This is a genomic window from Nocardia concava NBRC 100430 (assembly GCF_000308815.1).
In the GTDB taxonomy this organism is placed as follows: domain Bacteria; phylum Actinomycetota; class Actinomycetes; order Mycobacteriales; family Mycobacteriaceae; genus Nocardia; species Nocardia concava.
In genome coordinates, this window is record NZ_BAFX01000205.1 from 73,085 (window position 1) to 89,319 (window position 16,235).

15 protein-coding genes are annotated in these 16,235 nt (G+C 68.1%); 11 read left to right on the top strand and 4 right to left on the bottom strand.

Annotated elements, in window-relative coordinates:
- Genes ON43_RS41285 through ON43_RS41295 form a run of 3 tightly spaced genes read left to right on the top strand, consistent with a single transcriptional unit; the run spans position 1 to position 3,103 of the window.
- Complete coding sequence (locus tag ON43_RS41285) at positions 1-597, top strand: thiamine pyrophosphate-dependent enzyme (protein ID WP_040816502.1); 597 nt, start codon at positions 1-3, stop codon at positions 595-597.
- Positions 594-1,973: an aldehyde dehydrogenase family protein gene (locus tag ON43_RS41290; RefSeq protein ID WP_051180194.1), complete on the top strand. Its 1,380-nt coding sequence runs from the start codon at positions 594-596 to the stop codon at positions 1,971-1,973. The genes ON43_RS41285 and ON43_RS41290 overlap by 4 nt, the downstream gene beginning before the upstream one ends.
- A complete protein-coding gene (locus tag ON43_RS41295; RefSeq protein WP_040816503.1) occupies positions 1,970-3,103 on the top strand; it encodes a mandelate racemase/muconate lactonizing enzyme family protein in 1,134 nt (377 codons plus the stop codon). Before ON43_RS41290 ends, ON43_RS41295 begins: the two co-directional genes overlap by 4 nt.
- Before the next feature lie 54 nt (positions 3,104-3,157).
- Here ON43_RS41295 and ON43_RS41300 read toward each other — a convergent pair whose 3' ends face one another.
- A complete protein-coding gene (locus ON43_RS41300; protein WP_040816505.1) occupies positions 3,158-3,676 on the bottom strand; it encodes an anthrone oxygenase family protein in 519 nt (172 codons plus the stop codon).
- Between the two features lie 111 nt (positions 3,677-3,787).
- Between ON43_RS41300 and ON43_RS41305 the strand changes: the two genes are divergently transcribed.
- Entirely contained in the window at positions 3,788-4,576 is a 789-nt protein-coding gene (locus ON43_RS41305) for a TetR/AcrR family transcriptional regulator (RefSeq protein ID WP_051180195.1), read from the top strand.
- Positions 4,577-4,585: 9 nt separating this feature from the next.
- On the opposite strand, the gene ON43_RS41310 is transcribed toward ON43_RS41305, so the two are convergent.
- Both ON43_RS41310 and ON43_RS41315 read right to left on the bottom strand, forming a co-directional pair.
- Positions 4,586-7,597, bottom strand: coding sequence for an alpha-mannosidase (locus ON43_RS41310; protein ID WP_040816506.1), 3,012 nt, complete (start codon positions 7,595-7,597; stop codon positions 4,586-4,588).
- A gap of 66 nt (positions 7,598-7,663) precedes the next feature.
- A complete protein-coding gene (locus ON43_RS41315; protein WP_040816508.1) occupies positions 7,664-8,338 on the bottom strand; it encodes a respiratory nitrate reductase subunit gamma in 675 nt (224 codons plus the stop codon).
- A gap of 247 nt (positions 8,339-8,585) precedes the next feature.
- On the opposite strand from ON43_RS41315, the gene ON43_RS41320 reads away from it, so the two are divergent.
- Positions 8,586-10,538: a GMC family oxidoreductase N-terminal domain-containing protein gene (locus ON43_RS41320; RefSeq protein ID WP_040816569.1), complete on the top strand. Its 1,953-nt coding sequence runs from the start codon at positions 8,586-8,588 to the stop codon at positions 10,536-10,538.
- Here ON43_RS41320 and ON43_RS41325 read toward each other — a convergent pair whose 3' ends face one another.
- Positions 10,539-11,180 carry a TetR/AcrR family transcriptional regulator gene (locus tag ON43_RS41325; RefSeq protein WP_245569086.1) on the bottom strand — a complete coding sequence of 214 codons (642 nt, stop codon included), beginning with the start codon at positions 11,178-11,180 and terminating at the stop codon, positions 10,539-10,541.
- A gap of 108 nt (positions 11,181-11,288) precedes the next feature.
- Here ON43_RS41325 and ON43_RS41330 point away from each other — a divergent pair, with 108 nt between their 5' ends.
- The 6 genes from ON43_RS41330 (at position 11,289) to ON43_RS41350 (ending at position 16,233) form a co-directional block, all read left to right on the top strand.
- On the top strand, positions 11,289-12,521 hold the full coding sequence (locus tag ON43_RS41330) for an alkane 1-monooxygenase (RefSeq protein WP_040816509.1): 1,233 nt from the start codon (positions 11,289-11,291) through the stop codon (positions 12,519-12,521).
- Entirely contained in the window at positions 12,521-12,712 is a 192-nt protein-coding gene (locus ON43_RS44290) for a rubredoxin (protein WP_083914367.1), read from the top strand. The genes ON43_RS41330 and ON43_RS44290 overlap by 1 nt, the downstream gene beginning before the upstream one ends.
- Positions 12,702-12,887, top strand: coding sequence for a rubredoxin (locus ON43_RS41335; protein ID WP_040816511.1), 186 nt, complete (start codon positions 12,702-12,704; stop codon positions 12,885-12,887). The genes ON43_RS44290 and ON43_RS41335 overlap by 11 nt, the downstream gene beginning before the upstream one ends.
- Entirely contained in the window at positions 12,884-14,233 is a 1,350-nt protein-coding gene (locus tag ON43_RS43260) for an NAD(P)/FAD-dependent oxidoreductase (RefSeq protein WP_051180197.1), read from the top strand. Before ON43_RS41335 ends, ON43_RS43260 begins: the two co-directional genes overlap by 4 nt.
- 300 nt (positions 14,234-14,533) lie before the next feature.
- A complete protein-coding gene (locus tag ON43_RS41345; RefSeq protein ID WP_083914370.1) occupies positions 14,534-15,364 on the top strand; it encodes an MlaE family ABC transporter permease in 831 nt (276 codons plus the stop codon).
- Positions 15,364-16,233 (top strand): MlaE family ABC transporter permease, encoded by an 870-nt coding sequence (locus ON43_RS41350; RefSeq protein WP_040816513.1) that lies wholly within the window; start codon positions 15,364-15,366, stop codon positions 16,231-16,233. The genes ON43_RS41345 and ON43_RS41350 overlap by 1 nt, the downstream gene beginning before the upstream one ends.
- Positions 16,234-16,235 lie beyond the last annotated feature (2 nt).

The following is a 16,235-nucleotide window of genomic DNA, read 5'->3' on the forward strand; positions in this document are numbered from 1 at the left end:
GTGCGGCGCATCGATGCTCTCCGGGTCGTGGCCGACTTCACCGCCGAGCTGCCGGTAGTGGTCACCTGCGCGGCCTCGAGCCGTGAACTCGCCGCGGTCGCGGACCGTCCCAATCACCTCTACCTGCTGGACTCGATGGGCCTGGCCGGATCGGTGGCGACCGGGATCGCGCTCGGCCTGGCCGATACCCCGGTGCCGAAGGTGATCGCGGTCGAAGGCGACGGCTCCCTGCTGATGAACCCGAATGTGCTGCCCACCGGCGGATTCCTGCGCCCGGACAAGCTGGTGATGGTGCTGCTGGACAATGCCGTCTACGGCGCGACAGCGAATCTGCCGACCTACTCCGAGGACATCGATCTCGGACTGCTCGCCGAGGCCAGCGGGTGGACGGTGCACCGCGCCGCCGATCCGGAGGAACTGGCCGCCGCGCTGAGCCTGGCTCGGGAGCTGCCCGGCCCGGTGCTGGTGCACGTGCATATCGAGGTCGGCAATGCGGCGAATGTGCCCAAGCTGCTGGAGGATCCGGTGGTCATCGGCCGCCGCTTCCAGGACTGGCTGCGTGCCCGGATCGAGTCACCGGCGGAGGTGTCGCTGTGATCGGGACCGTCGATCCGACCACCGGACGCACCCTCGATACCTACCGGTTCACCTCCGATCGCGAACTCGAATTGCGGCTGCGCCGTGCGCAATCGGCGGTGCGGGTCAATGGCGAGCGCTCGATCTCGGACCGGGCCGCGGATTTCCGAGTGCTGGCCGAGCTGTTGCGTTCGCGCCGTGAGGATCTCGCGCTGCTCATCACCGTCGAGATGGGCAAGCCGATCACCCAGGCCTGGGCCGAGATCGACAAATGCGCGCTGGTCTGCGACTACTACGCCGACCACATGGCCGAACTGCTCACCCCGCACCGGGTCGACGTCTCGCCCGATACCGCGGAGGTGCGGTTGCGGCCGTTGGGCGTGCTGCTGGCGGTGATGCCGTGGAATTACCCGTTCTGGCAGGTCATCCGGGCGATGCTGCCCGCGGTCGCGGTGGGGAATTCGGTGGTGCTCAAGCACGCCGACAATGTGACCGGCTGCGCCAAGGTGATCCAGTCGCTGTTCGACGAGACCTTCGGCTACGGGGTGCTCACCCACGTGGTGCTGCCGCCGCATCGGGTGGCGCCCCTCATCGAGCATCCGGTGATCGCGGGGGTGGCGTTCACCGGCAGCAATCGGGTGGGCGCGCTGGTGGCGGCCACCGCCGGACGGGTGGTGAAGAAATCGGTGCTGGAGCTGGGCGGTTCGGATCCGTTCATCGTGCTCGACGACGCCGATGTATCCGCCGCCGCGGCCGCCGCGGTGCGGTCGCGGTTCCTCAATACCGGGCAGAGCTGCATTGCCGCCAAGCGAATCATCGTGCAGCGCGGGATCTTCGGCGAATTCATCGAGGCCATGGTGACCGAGCTGGGCAAGCTCGCCTACGGCGTGCCCACCGAGGCCGGGACCGATGTCGGGCCCATGGCCCGCGTGGACCTGCGCGACGAGCTGCGGCGGCAGCTGGAGGTGACGGTGGCCGCCGGGGCGCGAATCCTGTTCGGCGGCAAGGCCGACAAGCGTCCGGGCGCGTGGTTCCCGCCCACCCTGGTGCAGGTGCGCGACACCTATTCGGCGGCCTTCCGCGAGGAGACCTTCGGCCCGCTGGGCGCGGTGCTCGCGGTGACCTCCGAGGAGGCGGCGCTCGCGGCCGCCGAGGATTCGGTGTACGGCCTGAGCTGCTCCATCTGGGGCACCGACCGCGAGGCCATCGACCGGCTGGCGCGCCGCCTGCACACCGGATCGGTGTTCGTGAACCGCATTTCCGAATCCGATCCCCGACTGCCCGTCGGCGGCGTCAAGGCCAGCGGTTACGGCCGCGAGCTCAGCCATTACGGCGTCACCGAATTCGCCAATGTCCAGACCGTGCGCAGCGCGTCGACCCCCGGGAGTCTCTCGTGACCATCACCGCCATCCGTACCCGCGCGGTCGCCGTCCCCGTCGACCAGCCGACCCGAATGTCCAACCGCGAGCTGAACGTTCGCCACTACCTGCTGGTCGAGGTAACCACGGCCGACGGTCACAGCGGCGTCGGCTACGCCTACGCCGGAACCGGGGCGGGCCTGCTGGCCAAGCTCGCCCTCGACGACCTGCTGGCCCCGGTCTACCTCGGCGCGGACGAGAACGATGTGGCGGGCCTGTGGGAGCGCGCCTATCAGGAAACCCTGTTGGAAGGCCGCCGCGGCACCGTGATCCGCGCGCTGTCCGCCCTCGACATCGCCCTGTGGGACCTGCGGGCCGCCCGCGCCGGACTGCCGCTGGCGAGTTTCCTCGGCGGTTCCACCGATCCGCTGCCCGCCTACGCCTCCGGCGGCTACTACCGCCCCGGCGAGGGCTCCTGGACCGAGGCCGTGGTCCGCGAGATCGAATTCAATGCGGCCCAGGGCTTCACCGACCACAAGATCAAGGTCGGCGGCCTGTCCATCCCCGAGGACGCCCGCCGCGTCGCCGCCGCCGTCGAAACCATCGGCGACACCGGCAGACTCGCCCTGGACGCCAACAACGCCTACCGCTCCGCGGCCGAAGCCCGCACCGCCATCCAGGCTTTCGAACGTGCCGCCGGCGATCGCCCCCTCTGGTGGTTCGAGGAACCGCTGTCCCCGGAGTCCATCGCGGGCCACGCCGAATTATCCCGCACCATCCGCACCCCCGTGGCCACCGGCGAAATCCATCAGACCCGCTGGGAATTCCGCCCCCTGATCGAGGCGTCGATCCCGATCCTGCAGTGCGACGCGGGTGTCGCGGGCGGTGTCACCGAATGGCTCCGAATCGCGTCCACCGCGGCCACTTTCGGCCTCCATATGGCACCGCACTGGCACCACAACCTCCACGTCCACCTCTGCGCCGCCATCCCCAACGCCCTCGTGGTCGAATACTTCGCCGCCGAGAAGGGCATCTACAACTTCGAACGACTCCTGACCCCGGAATCCCGTCTTCACTACTCCGGCAACCAACTCCACATCCCCGACCGCCCCGGCCTGGGCATCACCTTCGACCCCGAGATGGTCACCAAATACGAACTCATGGGCTGATCGCGAATACCCCTGTGCCGCACCCGATCTGTGGGGTGCGGCACAAAGGTGTGATCAGGCCGAGGTGATCCGGCCGTATTGCACCAGGGCCCACCCGAGGACGCCGACGGCGGCGGTATTGACCAGCCCGCGGACGAGATTCCAGGCGACCCACGGCGTTTCGAAGTGGTCGCGCAGCCCGGCGTAGTCGATCGGGCCGGTGGCATTGTCGGCGGTGGCCAGGTCGTTGTTCAGCGGGATATTGAAGATTCCGCTGATGGCGAGGCTGAGGATATTGAGGACGACGGCCACGATGATCCAGAGCAGGATCGGGCGATAGTCGCCGCGCAGGAAGAACAGCGCGGCGATGATCGAGAAGACGACCGAGCCCAGGAAGCTGAGCATGAAGGCCGGGTTCACGATCACGACATTGATCTTGTTGAAGACCTCCACGAAGGTCTTGTCGTCGAACTTGTGCAGCGCCAGCATGACCGACGTGGCGTAGGCGTAGTACACGCCCGCCAGCAGTGCGGTGGAGATCAAGGCTGCCAATAGGGCGATGACGCCGGGCAGAGTGCCTCGGGTAGTTGTCATGACGGTTCTTCTTCCGGATCTGCTCCGAGTTTCTATGACAGACAAACTATAGAAGACAAAGTATGTGGCTGTATAGTATGAATTCCGCAGCGGATCAGGAGGTCGCAGGGCATGTCGGACGCGGAGTTGCCGGAGGACCTGGCCCGGTTGTGGCGTCGACCCACCGGTTCCGGTTCGCGCCTGGGACGTCCCGCGGCCCTGGATGTGGAGCGGGTGGTGCGGACCGCCGTCGCGATGGCCGATGAATACGGGCTCGCGGGGGTCACCCTGCCCAAGATAGGCGAGACGCTCGGCGTCACCGGCATGTCGCTGTACCGCTATGTCGGCTCCAAGGACGAGCTGCTGATTCTCATGGGCGACAGCGCTTTTGCCGTCGAATACATCGACTCGGTTGCGGCCGGATCCTGGAGCGAGGGTCTGCAGCGGTGGGCGCGCGGACTGTGGCGGGCCTACCAGGAGCACCGCTGGCTCGCCGATCTGCCGACCTCGAGCCCGCCGCGCGGCCCGAATGCCATGGCGTGGATGGACGCCGGGCTGCGGGCCATGCGCCCGCTCCCGCTCGACCGCATGACCAAGGTCGGGATTCTCACGCTGGTCAGCGGGTATGTGAACACCTCCGCGCGGATGGCCCAGCAGTTGGAACAGGGCTGGCGGCAGTCCGGTGGCGTCGACCCGGCGCTCGCGGCGCAGCGGTACGGGCGCGAGATGGCCCGGCTGGTCACCGCGGACCGGTATCCCGATGCGGCCGAACTGTTCTCGTCCGGCGCCTTCGACTCCGCCGCGGCCCCGGCCACCGCCACGCCCGCGGATGCGGCGGAGGCCAACTTCATCTTCGGGCTGGAAGTGCTGATCCGCGGGATCGAGTCGACCACGGCGTCGGCCGCGATCGACACGCACTGACCGGCCTGTTCAGGCCCGGGCGAAGCGCAGGGTGACCAGCTGGAAAGGCCGCAGGCGCAACCGGATTCCGCGACCCTCCGGAGTGGCGGCGTCGTCGCCGGGCAGCGCGCGTTCCAGCAGATCGCAGCGGGTGTGGCCGGTGGTGGGGAATTCGGGGGTCAGCAACGCCGAGGTGCGGGCGCCCGCGGCCTCGTAGACGCGGATGATCACATCGCCGGAGCCGTCGTCGGCGAGTTTGACGGCACTGGTCACCACGTCGTCATTGTCGAGGGTGAACAGGGGAGCGACCGGCTCGGCAACGCCGGGGGTGAAGGGTGGCAGGTTGATTCGATAGCCCTCACGCACGGCATCGGTGATCGAGGCTCCCGGGACCACGCTGTGGTGGAAGGTGTGCGTGCCGTGATCGGTTTGGGGATCGGGGAATTGGGGCGCGCGCAGCAGTGAGGCACGGACCGTGACGGTCGTGCCGCCGTCGGGGCGGACGGTGCGGGTGAGGTCGTGACCGTAGGTGGAATCATTGACCAGCGCCACACCCCAGCCCGGTTCGGCGAGGTGCAGGAAGCGGTGGTTGCAGGCCTCGAATTTCGCGTATTCCCAGCCGGTATTGGTGTGGGTGGGCCGGTAGAGGTGGCCGAACTGGGTTTCGGCGGCGTAGCGGTCGGCGTGAATGTCGAGGGGGAAGGCGAGTTTCAGGAATTTCTCCGTCTCGTGCCAGTCGACGGTGGTGGTGACGTCGAGGGCGCGGGCGCCGGGGCGCAGGGTGAGGGTCTGTTCGACGGTCGAGGATCCGAAGCTGCGGCCCAGGCGCACCGTGACCGACGGTGAATCCGGTTCCGCCGCAATAAAATCGATGTCGGTCAGGTCCGTGACGCGGTTGCGGTAGAACAGGTCGACGTCCCAGGCATCCCAGGAGTTCGGCAGATCCGGGTGCAGCTGCAGCAGATTCGCGGGGGAGCCGGGCGGCAGGGTCTCGCGGTCGTTTTCGAGGTCGTGCATGGAGACGATCAGGCCGCGGGCGTCGACTTCGACACGCAGGACGTCGTTTTCGAGGACGAACCCGCCGTCCGCGCGCTCGGTCACCGAGCAGGCCCGGCCCGTGTCCTCCGGCCCGGCGCCACCGGCGGGGATGCCGCGCCACGCATGCGGGGCCGGGTTGAAGACGTTGGGCCCGGAAGCCGAACCGCCGAGCGCCCATTGCGCTCGTTCGATGATCGAGGACAGCTCGGCGGCCACGGTGGCGTAGGTCTGCCGGGCCTCCCGATGCACCCATGCGATCGAGGATCCCGGCAGGATGTCGTGGAACTGGTGCAGCAGCACCGTCTTCCAGATCCGGTCCAGCTCCGCGTACGGATAGTCGAGGCCCGCCCGCACGGCCGCGGTGGCGGCCCACAGTTCGGCCTCGCGCAGCAGATGCTCGCTGCGCCGATTGCCCTGCTTGGTCTTGGCCTGACTGGTCAGGGTCGCGCGATGCAGTTCCAGGTACAGCTCGCCCACCCACACCGCCGGATTCGCGTACTCGGCCTCGGCGGCGCGGAAGAAGTCGGCGGGGGTCTCCCACACCACCGTCGGGGAGCCCTCGAGGTCGCGCATGCGGGCGGCCTTGGCGACCATCTCGCGGGTGGTTCCGCCGCCGCCGTCACCCCAGCCGGTCGGGGCGAGCGAGCGCGACGCGCGGCCCTTTTCCTTGAAATTGCGTGCCGCATGGGCGATCTCGCGCCCCTGCATCGAACAGTTGTAGGTGTCGACCGGCGGGAAGTGGGTGAAGATCCGGGTCCCGTCGATGCCCTCCCACAGGAACGTGTGATGCGGGAACGTATTGGTCTGACTCCACGAGATCTTCTGCGTCAAAAGCCATTTCGATCCGGCCGCCTTGATGATCTGCGGCAGCCCGGCCGCGAACCCGAAGGTGTCGGGCAGCCACGCCTCCTCGTTGTCGATCCCGAACTCCTCGAGGAAGAACCGCTTGCCGTGCACGAACTGCCGCGCCATGGCCTCGGAGCCGGGCATGTTCGTATCCGATTCCACCCACATGCCCCCGGCGGGCACGAACCGGCCCTCCGCGACCGCCTCCTTGACGCGCGCGTACACCTCGGGCCGGTGCTGTTTGAGGAAATCGAATTGCGCCGCTTGGGACATGGTGAAGATGAAGTCGGGCTCCTCGTCCAGCAGCGAGGTCATGTTCGCCGCGGTGCGCGCCACCTTGCGCACGGTTTCACGCAGCGGCCAGAGCCAGGCGGTGTCGATGTGCGCGTGGCCGACCGCGGAGATCCGGTGCGCGGACCTTATGGCGGGCCGGGCCAGCACCTCGGTCAGGCACTCCCGGGCCGCGGCGGCCGTGCCGTTGACGTCGCGCAGATCGACGGCGTCCAGTGCGCGCTCGATGGCCCGCACGATGTCGTAGCGTCGCGCGGGATCCTCGGGCATCTCGTGCATGAGCTCGCCGAGGACCTCGAGATCCTGGACCAGCTGCCAGACGGTCTCGTCGAAGACCACGAGATCCATTCGGCCCAAACGGTATTGCGGCTCGCTCCCGGCGGTCTCCTTGTCGCCGAGCGCGGTCGGCCCGAAGAACGGAATCACCGGATTCGCCGCCGCCTCGACATGGAACAGCACTTTCTCCCCGCCGACCGCCGGAGTCGCGATCCGCACCCACTTGTTCTGCGGATGCAGCCCCTTCACCGGCGACCCGTCCGCCCGGTACACCAGGCCCTCGCACTGGAATCCGGTCATCCCGCCGTCGAACCCGAGATCGATGATCGCCTCGACGATCTTGCCCGCCCACTCCGGCGGCACCGTCCCCTCGACCGTGAGCCAGCTGGTACTCCACGGCGCACCCCACCGGGCCCCCGGTTCGACCGGCGTGCGCGGCGCGGCCAATCCCTCGGCCACACTGACCGGTTCACCCGGCGCTGTCCACATCGACGCCCGCAGGGGCACCGACTCCCGATAGACCGCCGGCGCTATCCGCCCCCCGAGCACACGCCCGAGCCGATCCTCGATCAACCGGCGATCATCGTGCATGACGGTGGCTCCCCTCCGGACGTGGGCGAACTCGCGAACCGCTCGGCGTCCGACTCTAGCGCCCGGTTAGACGATCGGGGCGGAAGGAAAGCGCGCGGCGGCCGGGCCGCGATCCAGCTGGCGCAGCAGGCGCAGGGCCGGGACGGTGAGGATTCCGGCCAGGCGGGTGTAGGGCCAGATGGCGATGAGGAGCATGACGATCAGGCCGCGGGCCTGGTAGATCGCGGGGGCGTGCAGCATGGCGGAGGGGTCGGGGTGCAGGGTGAGCAGGGAGCGCGCCCAGGCGAAAAGCGTTTCGGCGGTGCGGTACTGGCCCGCCGTGGACTGGGCGCCGAAGGTGACCAGGACGGCCGATACCAGCGCCGCGACCAGCAGCGGCAGGGTGATGCGGTCCAAGGGGGTGACACGGTGGCGGACGTCGGCGGCGATCAGCGGCGGAATCAGCAGTAGTGCCGCACCGGCGATGGTGAGCGGGCACGCGAGCAGTTGCGCGGCCATGAGCACACCCGCGACCCCGGCGTTCGGGCGCGAATGAGGGCCGGAGACAAGCATTTCGGCGACCCGGATCAGGAACAGCGCCGGTATCCCGGCCCGCAGCGCCACGATGCCGAACCGCTGCAGCCGGTCCACGTGCGGGCCGTACAGATACCTGAGAAACCCGTCGCGCCGATAGCGCCAGATATGCCCGATGCCGCACGACGCGACACACGCATAGGGCAGCACCACCCACAATGCGACCATCTTCGCCCGCCATCCAGTCATCGGTATCAGGTGCGGACCACTGTCGCACGGCCGACCGATGCGCAGAAGTGCCGAATCGTGCCAATCTGCGGATTCGCCCCGCGCTGGTTACCGCCAGAGGTGGGACATCGTGTGCGAGTAGCAGACCGGACGGTACTCGGTGTCTCTGGTATCGCGGACCTGGCAACTGAGGGCGGTGTGCGGCAATTGGCGGGACAGGGGCGGGTGGGTGGGCCATGATGGCGGCATGGCTTCAGACGCGGCGGGGCGTGCCGCACTCGGGATGATTTGTGATGCTTTCACGCCGGGGGACGGGGGTGAGTTGCTGTCGGCCTCGGAGCTGGGGGTGGTCGACACCGTGACCGAACTGCTCGGGCGTAATCCGCGCGAGGCGGAGCGCAAGCAGTTCGAAATCCTGATGCGGGTGTGGGATTCGCGGCTGTTCGGGCTGATCAACGGTGCGGGCTTCAAGAAGTTCTCGCGGTTGAGCGCCGCGGAGCGGGAGCGGTGGCTGTTGGGGATGGCCAACTCGCGGATCGAGAAGAAGCGGGCGCTGTTTCAGGCGTTGAAGGGGGCGGCGGTCACCTCCTACTACCTGACGCCGGGACCGACCGGAGCCAATCCGGTGTGGGAGCGCATGGGGGTACCGCCCGCATTCGGACCGCTGGAAGGCGCGAAGCGTGGGTTGAGTCCGGAGCGGCCGACCGCGGACACCAGCGTGACGTGCGATGTGGTGGTCATCGGCTCGGGTGCGGGCGGCGGGACGGCCGCGGCGGTGCTGGCGAAGGCCGGACTGGATGTGGTTGTGCTGGAACGCGGGGAGTACCTCGACGATCCGGATTTCGGCATCGGGGAGAAGGAGGGCTTCCTGCGGCTGTACGCGCCGGGGCCCGCCGCCACCGCCGAAGGGCAGCTGGGTCTGGTGGCCGGGACCGCGCTGGGTGGCGGCACGGTGGTCAACTGGACCACCTCCTTCCGCACCCCCGACGATGTCCGCGAGGAATGGGCCGGAATCGGCGCGAAGCAGTTCGCCGAGCAGGAGTACACCGAGGCCCTCGATGCGGTGGTCGCCCGGCTCGGCGTGAACACCGACCACTCGCCGGCCTCGCATCGCGACCAGATCCTCGAACGTGGTCTGCGCAAACTGGATTGGCACGTCGAGCCGCTGCCGCGCAATGTCGGCGACGCCTGTGACGCCGGGATCGAGTGTGGCCGTTGTGGATTCGGCTGCCGGGTCGGGGCCAAGCAATCGGTGGTCAAGACCTGGCTGGCCGATGCCGCCGAACACGGCGCGCGGCTCTACGTCGGGACCGATGTGCGCCGCATCGTGGTCGAGAACGGCAACGCCACCGGCGTGGAAGCCGTGACAACCCAGGGGCATTCGATCTCCGTGCGGGCCCGCGCGGTGGTCGTCGCGGCCGGCGCGATCCAGACCCCCGCCCTGCTGCGCCGCTCGGGCCTGTCCAACGGCAATATCGGCGAGTACCTCCGATTGCACCCGGCCACTGCGGTTTTCGGCGTCTTCGACGAGGAGATCCGCCCGTGGGAGGGCGGCATGCAGACCCGCTACTCCAAGCAGGACCGCGACCTCGACGGCCACGGCTACGGCGTCATCTACGAGACCGGGCCCATGACTCCGGGCATGTCGGTCGGCTTCCAGGCCTGGACCGGTGCGGCCGCCCATCACGAGCGAATGCTGAAGCTGGCCGATACCGTCGCCGTCGGCATCATCACCCGCGACCGCGACCACGGTTCGGTGGAGACCGACCGCAAGGGCGAGGCGGTGGTGAACTACCGCATCTCGGCGCGCGACGCGGCGCACATGCACACCGGAATCGTCAATGCCGCAAGCATTCTGGAGGCGGCGGGCGCGCGGCGGATCTTCTCGGGCCATCAGGCGGGGGTCGGCTACGAGCCCGGCGTCAGCGGCTCGCACGAGGAGTTCGCGGCGCAGGCCGAGGCGGCCGGATACGCGCCGGGCCGGTGCTCGATGGGCGCGCTGCACATCATGGGCTCGGCTCGCATGGGCGGCTCACCCGTGGATTCGGCCACCAATCCCGATGGCGCGACCTGGGATGTGCCGAATATCGTTGTGGCCGACGGCTCATGCTTCCCGACCGCCTCGGGGGTGAACCCGATGGTCAGTATCGAGGCCATCGCCTATATGAACGCGACGCGCTTGGCCGCCTCGCTGAAGTAGCTAATCGCGTTGCGGCGCGGCGGATTCGGACACCGATTCCAACGCCGCGCCGAACGCGCTCACGATCACCAGCCGGATCTGCTCGACCGCGCGATCGATCGGGCCGGTCGGCTGGAACAGATGGCTCAACGCCAGCCGCACCAACACCTCGGTCATCGAACCCAGTTCGGCGTCGCTCATCTCCGCGAGCCCGTACTGCGCGCGGATGGCGGCCGTCAACGCGGTGATCGCGCGCCCGAGCACGGGCTCGGTCTCGGTCATCAGCACCGGCAGCAGGGCGGTGTCGGTCGCCGACCGTCCGGCCAGCACCGCCTTGAGCAAAGTGTTGTCGGCGCCCGTCCGCAGCGTGTACTCGACCGCCTCGGTAAAGCCCGCTGCCACATCCGTCGGATGCGCGGCCAGGCTCGCGGCGATGCCCACCAGGAAGGTGTCGACCTCCTGCCGGATGACCACCTCGGCCAGCTCGTGCTTGTTGGCGAATTCCTTGTAGAGCACCGGGCGGCTGACGCCCACCTCCTTGGCCAGCCGCGACATGTTCACCGCGCCCCAGCCCTCGGTGACGACTATGCGCCGGCCCGCGTCGATGATCCGCTCGCGCAGCAGCTGCCGCATCTCGGTCTGGAAGTTCGGCGTCTCGACCACGCCCCGATCGTACATGGGCTCGCCTTTCGTCCTGTCATTGACAGACTGCGTCACTCTGTATCTAATGAATACAGTTCTTCGGAAAGTGTAAACGCTAGGAGTACGGCAATGACGACGTCTCGCAGCCGAGAATCGGCGACGACGGAATCTGCTCCGCGCCCGCAGTGGCGCGACCGCAAGCGCTATCTCTGGTTGTTCGGCCTGGTCCCGCCGACCGCCCTCTTCCTCGCCGTCGCCCTGATCTGGGCATTCAATGAAATCGGGTGGTCGGCCGTGTCGCCGGTCTTCTGGTGGATCGGCCCGCTGCTGGTCTACGGACTGCTGCCGGTGCTGGACCGCTTCTTCGGCCCGGACGGCCAGAACCCGCCCGACGAGGTGATGGAGTACCTGGAGAACGACAAGTACTACCGCTACTGCACCTACGCCTACATCCCGTTCCAGCTGCTGAGCCTCGCCGCCGCCTGCTACCTGTGGACCGCCAGCGACCTGTCCTGGCTGGGCATCGACGGCGGCCTCGGCCTGATCTCCAAGCTCGGCCTGGCCCTGAGCATGGGCGTGATGGGCGGTGTCGGCATCAATACCGCGCACGAACTCGGCCACAAGAAGGACGAACTCGAGCGCTGGCTGTCGAAAATCACCCTGGCCCAGACGTTCTACGGGCACTTCTACATCGAGCACAACCGCGGGCACCACGTGCGGGTCGCCACCCCGGAGGATCCGGCCAGCGCCCGCTTCGCCGAGACCTTCTGGGCGTTCCTGCCCCGCAGCGTGTGGGGGAGCCTGCGCTCGTCGTGGGAGCTCGAGGCCAAGCGGCTGGAGCGACTGGGCAAGCGGCCGTGGACTATTCGCAATGACGTGCTCAACGCCTGGCTGATGTCGGTGGTGCTGTGGGGCGTGCTGGTCGCGGTGTTCGGCCCGGCGGTGCTGCCCTGGCTGGTGATCCAGGCGATCTACGGATTCACCCTGCTGGAGACGGTCAACTACCTCGAGCACTACGGGCTGATGCGGCAGAAGACGGCATCGGGGCGCTACGAGCGCTGCACCCCGGAGCACAGCTGGAATTCCGACCACATCGTCACGAACATCTTCCTCTACCACCTGCAGCGGCACAGCGATCATCACGCGAATCCCACTCGCCGCTACCAGATCCTGCGCAGCATGGACGGCGCGCCGAACCTGCCCAGCGGCTACGCGAGCATGATCTCGCTGGCATACTTCCCGCCACTGTGGCGGCGGGTGATGGATCACCGGGTGCTCGACCACTATTCGGGCGACATCACCCGCGTGAACATCCAGCCCCGCAAGCGCGCCCGCGTGCTGGCGAAGTACGGGGTGGCGTGATGTCGGCCTACCGCTGTCCCGTTTGCGATTACGTCTACGACGAGGCCAAAGGCGCACCGCGCGAAGGCTTCCGGCCGGGCACCCCGTGGTCCGCCATCCCCGACGACTGGTGCTGCCCCGACTGCGGGGTCCGCGAGAAGGTCGACTTCGAACCCACCTCCGTCCCGACAGGACACCGCCGTGAACACTGACTACAAACTCTTCCGCTGCCTGCAGTGCGGCTTCGAATACGACGAGGCCCTGGGCTGGCCCGAGGACGGCATCGAACCCGGCACCCGCTGGGACGACATTCCCGACGACTGGTCCTGCCCGGATTGCGGTGCGGCCAAATCCGATTTCGAAATGGTCGAGGTCAGCCGCGCGTGACGGGCCGCATCGTCATCGTGGGTGCGGGCGTCGCGGGAGCCACCGCCGCCCGCACCCTGCGCACCGAGGGCTACACCGGCGAGATCGTCCTGCTCGGCGCGGAACCCGAACCGCCCTACCGCCGGCCCATGGTCTCCAAGGAGATCCTGGCGGGCACGGTCGAGGATCGCCGAACTCTGCTGCAGCCCAATGACTTCTGGCATACCCATGACATCGACCTGCGCCTGGGTGCCAGGGTCGAGTCCATCGACCCCGGTCCGGCCCTGGTCTGGCTCGCCGACGGCACGGCCATCGGCTACGACAGCCTGCTGCTCGCGACCGGCGCCCGCCCGCGGGCATTGCGTGTCGCTCCCGACGGCACCGCCGCGCGCGGCGATCTCGGCCGCAGGGGTGCCGGGATCGCCGCGGACGAGGGCGGAGCTGACGAGCGGGCCGAAAGTGCCACGATCCGTGGCGGTTACGGCGGCGTAGGTGGGGGCGGGGAGATTCTGACGCTGCGTGGCCGGGCGGATGCGGAGGTCTTGCGGGAGGCGATCGGGCGGGGAGGGTCGCTGGTGATCGTCGGGGCCGGGCTCATCGGGTGCGAAGTCGCGGCAACCGCGCGGGGGCTCGGGGCCGAGGTCACCGTGTTGGACGCGGCGGGGTTGCCGTTGGAGCGGGTCGCGCCGCCGGTGGTCGGTGAGTTCGTGCGGAAGCTGCACGCGGACAACGGGGTCGCGATTCATACCGATGTCCTGCTGACCCACCTCGGGCACGGCGGGGCACAGGTGGTCGCGGCGGCGGCCGACGGCCGGGCCTGGAATGCGGCCGCCGCGCTGGTGGCGATCGGATCTGTCCCGGACACTTCGCTCGCGGAGACCGCCGGACTGGCTGTCGTCGACGGAATTCGGGTGGATGAGTGCTATCGGACCTCGGCCGCCGGGGTGTTCGCGGCGGGGGATGCCGCGAGTCGATTCGATCCGGCGGCGGGGGAGTATCGGCGCGAGGAGCATTGGAACAGCGCGCAATCCCAGGGTGCGGGGGCGGCTCGATCGATGCTCGGAAAGCTTCGGGCAGCCGAGGAGATCGCCTGGGGATGGTCCATGCAGTACGGGCGAAACATCCAGTTCGCGGGGCATATTCGGGCCGATGACGAGCAGATCGTCCGAGGCGCTGTCGAGTCCGGCGATGCCACTGTCATCGGTCTGCGCGAGGGGCGAGTGAGCGGTGTCGTGGCTATCGGCCGGGCAGCGGAGTTCCGTGCGGCTCGCGATCTGATGGCTCGGGGTGCCGTCCTCGACAGCGAGGCCTGCGCGGATGAATCACGCCCCCTGGCAGAGGTGCTCACACTGTCCGGACAGTCGTGAGGGCATCCGCCCGCAGATGAGCTAATAGCTCGCAAAATTTGAAATGCCACCGAACCGCCCGATTGGTTCGGTGGCATTTCGCATTTGCCGGGGCATTGCTGAAATCTGCTGGTAAACCATGCTATTCGCGCGGCGCGCGCATCTTTCCCCAGCTCGCCGACCCCTGTCAACCGCACGGATATTTCCGTGAAGACTGACACGTCAGTCCGAAATCTGTATTACTGTCTCGGTCAGTCGGAACCGGTCAGCAGAGGGGCCGGTCGGCATCGACCAAACAGTGGGGCTGTGGGGTGGTGAACATTGGTCGACAAGGCTGTTCGGGGGCCGGAGCCGGTGATACGGCAGGCAATCGAATTCGTACTTTCCGGGCTGCGGACATTCGGACGCACCATTCAACTGGCGATCGCGGCGTTCCGCTTCCTGGTCGTCGACATCGTCAAACTTCGGCATCCGTGGCGTGACACGCTACAGCAGGGCTGGTTCATCGTCAGCGTGACGGCGATTCCCGCTGTGCTGGTATCGGTTCCGTTCGGCGTCATCGTGGCGGTGCAGGTGGGGAGCCTGACCCAGCAGGTCGGCGCGAGTTCGGTCTCGGGCGCGGCGGGCGGTCTCGGCGTGATCCGGCAGGGCGCGCCCATGGTGACCGCGCTGCTGCTGGGCGGTGCGGCCGGTTCGGCCATCGCCTCGGATCTGGGCGCGCGCACCATTCGCGACGAGGTAGATGCCTTGCGCGTCATGGGAATCGACCCGGTGCGCCGGCTGGTCGCGCCGCGGCTGGCGGCCATGATCGCGCTCACCCCGCTGCTGTGCATGCTGATCATCTTCATGGGCGTGTTCACCGGGTATGTCATCGCGGTCGGCTTCCAGGGGGTGACGCCCGGCTCGTACCTGTCGGCGTTCGCGGCCTTCGCGAAGATGGCCGATCTGTGGGTGGCCATCGTGAAGGCGGTCATCTTCGGGGTGATCGTGCTCATCGTGTCGTGTCAGCGCGGGCTCGAGGCCACGGCCGGTCCGCGCGGGGTCGCCAATGCGGTGAACGCGGCGGTGGTGATCGGAGTGATCGCGGCCTTCGGCGTGAATCTGGTGATCACGCAGCTGGTTTCGATGTTCCTACCGACGCAGGTGGGCTGATGACCCAGGTACCTGCCAAGTACACACCGCTCGGCCACGCGGGCCGCGTCATAGGCTCGACCGCGCAAGCGCCGCTGGGCGTCTTCGAATCCCTGGGCCACCAGGCGACTTTCGTCTACGAGGTGCTCGCCGCCATCCCGCACACGCTGCGGTACTACCGGCGGCAGACCATGCTCATCCTCTCCGACATCACCTGGGGCTCCGGGGCGATCATCGTGGGCGGCGGCACCGTGGCGGTGCTGGCATTCCTCGGGATCGCGGTCGGCGGCTCCATCGGCGTGGAGGGTTTCACCGCGCTCAACATGGTCGGCATGGGCCCGCTCACCGGGTTCGTCTCCGCCTACGCCAATACCCGCGAGATGGCCCCGATGGTGGCCGCGATCGGCTTTGCGGCACAGGCGGGTTGCCGCATGACCGCCGAGATCGGGGCCATGCGCATTGCCGAGGAGATTGACGCGCTCGAGGCCATCGGCATCCGGCCCATGCCGTTCGTGGTGACCACCCGCGTGATCGCGGGCGTCATCACCATCGTGCCGCTGCACCTGCTCACCCTCATCCTGTCGTACTTGTCGTGCGCGACCGTGGTGAACGTGCTGCACGGGCAGTCTTCCGGCACCTACTACCACTATTTCGACGCCTTCCTGCAACCCAGCGATGTGCTGGCCTCCCTGCTCAAGGCGACGATCTTCGTGGTCGCAATCATTCTCATCCACGGCTACCAGGGCTTCTACGCCTCGGGCGGGCCGGAGGGCGTGGGCCGGGCCTCCGGTCGCGCCATTCGCGCCAGCCTGGTGCTGGTGGTCATCCTGGACATGATCCTGACGATCGTGATCTGGGGCCTGGATGTCGGCATCCGGATCTCGGGGTAGTC

Excerpts from the sequence above, each read along its gene's own strand:
- ON43_RS41310 (WP_040816506.1), bottom strand. The coding sequence starts at position 7,597 with ATGCACGATGATCGCCGGTTGATCGAGGATCGGCTCGGGCGTGTGCTC.
- ON43_RS44290 (WP_083914367.1), top strand. The coding sequence starts at position 12,521 with ATGTCGGCCTACCGCTGTCCCGTTTGCGATTACGTCTACGACGAGGCC.
- ON43_RS41350 (WP_040816513.1), top strand. The coding sequence starts at position 15,364 with ATGACCCAGGTACCTGCCAAGTACACACCGCTCGGCCACGCGGGCCGC.
- ON43_RS41320 (WP_040816569.1), top strand. The coding sequence starts at position 8,586 with ATGGCTTCAGACGCGGCGGGGCGTGCCGCACTCGGGATGATTTGTGAT.
- ON43_RS41315 (WP_040816508.1), bottom strand. The coding sequence starts at position 8,338 with ATGGTCGCATTGTGGGTGGTGCTGCCCTATGCGTGTGTCGCGTCGTGC.
- ON43_RS41300 (WP_040816505.1), bottom strand. The coding sequence starts at position 3,676 with ATGACAACTACCCGAGGCACTCTGCCCGGCGTCATCGCCCTATTGGCA.
- ON43_RS41330 (WP_040816509.1), top strand. The coding sequence starts at position 11,289 with ATGACGACGTCTCGCAGCCGAGAATCGGCGACGACGGAATCTGCTCCG.
- ON43_RS41305 (WP_051180195.1), top strand. The coding sequence starts at position 3,788 with ATGTCGGACGCGGAGTTGCCGGAGGACCTGGCCCGGTTGTGGCGTCGA.